This is a genomic window from Povalibacter sp., from assembly GCF_036520495.1.
Classification (GTDB): domain Bacteria; phylum Pseudomonadota; class Gammaproteobacteria; order Steroidobacterales; family Steroidobacteraceae; genus Steroidobacter.
In genome coordinates, this window is record NZ_DATDJO010000044.1 from 1 (window position 1) to 4555 (window position 4555).

2 protein-coding genes are annotated in these 4555 nt (G+C 63.8%); both read right to left on the reverse strand.

The features are described from left to right. Nucleotides 1-2330, reverse strand: a 2330-nt coding sequence (locus VIZ63_RS16580; RefSeq protein ID WP_331610791.1) for a filamentous hemagglutinin N-terminal domain-containing protein, incomplete at its 3' end; no start/stop codon positions are given. Nucleotides 2331-2352: 22 nt separating this feature from the next. Then, nucleotides 2353-4122, reverse strand: a complete 1770-nt coding sequence (locus VIZ63_RS16585; protein ID WP_331610792.1) for a ShlB/FhaC/HecB family hemolysin secretion/activation protein — start codon at nt 4120-4122, stop codon at nt 2353-2355. Nucleotides 4123-4555: the final 433 nt, after the last annotated feature.

The window sequence follows — 4555 nt, forward strand, 5'->3', positions numbered from 1 at the left end:
GCTGCCGTTGCGGTCAGATTGCCCGTGATGTTCAGCGCCTGCAGCGTCAGCTCGTTCGAATCGCTGATCGTGACATTGCCGAGGTTGCCGCCGCTGCCGACGAAGCCCACGGTGCCGTTGAACGTGTTCGCTTCGCCGAGCGCGATCGACTGACCGACGCCTGCAGTGAACGTCGAGTTGCCAGTGACATTCAATGCACCGGTCTGCGAGATCCCGCCGCTCGAGGTAAGGCTCAGATCGCCGCCGACGGTGAGTGCTTGCGCCGTCAAGCCTGCGGCGGTTGCCGACAGATCGCCGTCGATGCTCATCGCCTGCAGGGTCAATGCCGACATATCGCGGACGGTGACATTGCTCAGAGTGCCGCCATCGCCGACGAAAGCGACCGCGCCCGTGAACGTGTTGGCTGCGCCGAGCGTGACGGACTGCCCTGCGTCCGCTGTGAATGTCGCATCGCCGCCAACAGACAGTGCGCCGGACTGGGTAATGCTGCCCGAGCCGGCCGTCACATTGAGATTTCCAGCGATCGACAATGCCTGCAGGTCGATGGCCGTCGAGTTGACGAGCGTGACGTTTTGCAGCGTGCCGCTGCTGGCAGCGAAGGTGACATCGCCGTCGAACGCATTCCCGGTGGTGCCGAGAAGAATGGAGCTGCCGCCGGCGGTGGTGAAACTGGCCGTCCCCGTTACCGCGACCGCGCTGGACTGGGTGATGTTGGCGCCAGCCGTGACATCGAGTGTGCCGACCGAGATGTTGCCGCCGAGCGCAATCATGCCGCCGGACTCCAGTGTCAGTGCGCCGGCGCCGTTGATGGTGCCGTTGATGGCAATGGAGTCGCCGCCCTCGATGCGTAGCGTGATGCCGGCATCGGTCCAGTTGATGTCGGCGCCAGCCGCGACGGTCAGATCTTCGGTTACGCCCGGAGTCACGGACGCCGAGGTGACGATATCGAGATTGCCACTCGTCAGTTGCTCGTTGACCCAGCCATCGGTGAGCGTGTCCAGATCCGTGTCGTAGTCTGGCGTGGTCGCAGCATCGCCGGCGACGATGGTGAGCGCACCGGGGTCCAGCAACAGATGGCCGGAGTTGCCATTGGCGCTGTCGAGCCAGGCGTGGCCTCGGATGCCGAGATGCTCGCCGCCCGACACTTCGACGTTGCCGCCGTTGCCGCTCGAGCCCAGTGCCCGCGCAGAAATGTCGCCGTGGAATCGGGTCGTGCCGTCGGACCAGAGGACGACCTGGCCGGCGTCGCCGCTCGTCGTCGAGTCGGCGCGAATGATCGCGCCAGCCGCGACGCTCGTCTGTTGTGCATTGAGTACGGTGGCATCTGCGCCGCGGTAGCTGCCGCCGATCAGCGCGGTGCCGCCACCGTTGGCGCCGCTGACATCGATCGCTGTCGTGCCTGCAATCTCGACGCGCTCGCCGAGGACATGCACGGTGCCGCCGGTGCTGGTGCCGGTCGCCTCCAGCGTGCCGCTGTTGGCGACCGTGCCGCCGCTGCCGACCAGCCGAATGACGCCGCCGACGTTCTCGATCCGCGACGCACGAATCACACCCTCGTTGTTGACGGCCTGCGCGACGACATCGCCGGCCTGCTGTGCGGTCAGCAGTACTTGCCCGCCGGCGGCTGAAATTTCGCCGCTGTTGTGGACGGCGGCGCTCACTCCATTCGTATCGGTGAGCAGGCCCGCGTCGATCTGGAAACGCATGAGGCCATCGCTATCGAACGACAGCGTGGCGGCACGGCCGGCACCGAGATTGACCGTGCCGTAGTCCGCGAGGATCAGGCCATTGTTCAGGACCGATCCGCCGAGCAGCGTGATGGAGCCGCCGCTGACTGCCGTGATGACACCGTCGTTGACGATGGCGCCGCTGCGCTCCGCCGCTGTGGCCAGCGAATACCGGCCGGCTGCGGCATCGGCATCGGTGAGATCCAGTGAGCTCGCCACGAGGGAGCCGACATTCACACGGGCCGAGGACCCGAAAATGATGCCGTTTGGGTTCAGCAGGAAAACGCGGCCGTTGGCGCTGATGTTGCCAAGAATCTGGCTCGGGTCCTGAGTCAGGATGCGGTTCAGCGCCACCGAGCTCGCGGAGGGCTGATTGAAGTGGACGCCTTCATTGGCGCCCACATCGAACGACTGCCAGTCGATGCTCACGCTGTTGGTCGTCTGGTCGATCTGCGTGAGATTGGCGGCAGGCGTGCTGATCGTTGCAGCGCCGTTGGTGACGACGCCGTTCTGCGGGCCTGCGTGTGCTGCTGCGGCGAATGTCAGTGCCGCCGACACGGCCGCGGCAAGGTAACGCGATCGGGAAATATCATTGGTATTCATGTCTGTCCCTGCGCCGGGCCAATTACAGCGTGAAGCCGAAGCGGAAGAAGTACTGCGGATCGCGCCCGTTCGTGGGCTCTTGCTGGCTGATCGGCGTAGCGACGTCGATGCGTGCAAAGTAGCGATTGGGCATGTTGAACTGGATGCCGACGCCCCAGCCGGACAGGTCGATCTCGTCTTCTTCGCCAGGCAGTGCGAGGTTCAGCTTGCCCATCGCGTAGTCGGCGAAGAGCGAGAACTGCAGCAACTGCCCCCAGGTCCTGCCGCCGAAGGCGGATCGCGACGCGAAGCCCGGTGCATTGACGATCCATTCGATGGAAGCGAAGCCGCCGGTGTCGGCAAGGAATTCGGCGCTGGGATAGGCGCGCACGGTGTCCGGTCCGCCGATCGAGTACTGTTCGAGCGAGAGCAGGATGTCGTCGGAGTACTGGCCCGAGCCGCGTACCAGCAGCGCACTGTTCTGGCTGATGCGCTGATAGCGCTGCACCTGGCCGGTCACCTTGTCGAACGCGCCGCTTGCATCGAGGCGACTCGCCTTGATGCCTGGTTGCTCGTCGTAGTCGGCCAGCGATCCCAGCAGGTTACTGAAGCCGTGGCTGTACGTGAGCGACAGTTGCGTGATGCCGCGCGAGCGCAGGCCGATGTTGCTCCACTGAAAGCCGAGGCTGCCGACGGAGAGAACGTCGTTCGCCGTGATGGCGCCTTGCTGTTCGAACTCGGCGTTCTTGTGTGCAAAGGCGATGTTGGCCGATGCATTCGTCAGGCGTGTCTTGGCCAGCGACTGCGTATAGGACACCTGGGCGATGTCGGTCGTGCCCCTGATGCCGAGCTGTCGCAGCAGCTGGCCCACTTCGAACAGGTTGTGCGAGTAGCTGAGCCCGAGCTGGTGACGCGGACTGAACAGCGGCAGGCGGTAGTCCAGCCCGCCGTACGCGCCTTTCGAGTCGCTGTCGCCCGGATCGAAGGCGTACAGGCCGTAGACGTTCAGCCGGTCGGCCTGACCGAACGGATTGTTGATCGTGAGTCCGATGTTGGCGCGGTATTCGCCGCTGTACTGCGAGCCCTGGTTGTCGAGCGTCGTGTCGAGCGCGAAGCGCTCCTCGCGCTGCGTCTTGATCATGAGATCCGTGGTGCCGATGCGATCTCCGGACTGGAACATCGCGAATGCGGAGAGACCCGGATAGTCGGTGAGATGGAGCAGGGCGCTTTCTATCTCGTCCTTCTTCACGGGGCGCGACAGCAGGTTCTTGAAAGGCCGCGACAGCGTGCGCGTCGAGTACATCTGCTGGCCTTCGAAGTGCAGGTCGTTCAACGAGCCTTCGAGCACCAGGATGCTGACGATGCCGCGCTGGACTTCCTGCGCCGGGATGACCGCCTGCGCGAGCAGCAGTCCATGCGATCGGTACTGCTCGGCGACGCGATTGGCCACTTCCTGCAGCTGATTGACCGTGAATCCTTCCGCCGGCTGATTGCTGATGGCGTCGAGCAGCACGTTGTCGACACTCGCCTTCGGCACGTCGGGCTGTGATGCGGCACCCATGAGCTCGAAGCGCGTGACACGTACGCGAGGGCCTTCATCGAGGCCAAGCGGCCGGTCGGGAACGCGCGGTACGTCGAACGGCGCGAGCTGCGCCGGCTCCGGAAACTCCTGCGTCGGTCGCGGCTGTGCGCCACCGGGAGTGGCTGCGGGGGGGATGGCCTGCTGCACCCATCCGATGGGCGCGTAACAGATGCTCAACAACAGAATGCAGCACGAGGCTTTCCCAGCCGTGCGGCCTGAATCGGCGCTCACAGAATTTGCTCCCTTGGCTCCCCGATGAGGAGCCCTACCCGCTGAATCAGTTGTGATTGTTGTCCCCGGAAGGCTAGTAGCCGCGGCAGGGGATTTCAATCACGCACCTTACAGCTTTGCACTGCAGGACGGGCCGGGACGCGATGGATCTCACAGATGGAAAGAACCGAGTCCGGGATTTCACGCGGAGGTCACAGAGATGAAGAGAGGATCTCCACGGGGTACACGGGGAAACACGGGGTTCGGACGAAGAATGTTCTGATCTGTGTCTCGCTGCTGTGGGTCCGGCTTCAGCCCAATGGCGCTTACTTAAGGCTCTTTCAGCCTCTTATTGTGGGTTCGACTTTAGTCGAACATCTGAATTCTTCGGATGTCCGGTTGAAGCCGGACCCACAAATGACGAGAGGAGTGCGGCTTCCGGCTTTAAGTAAGT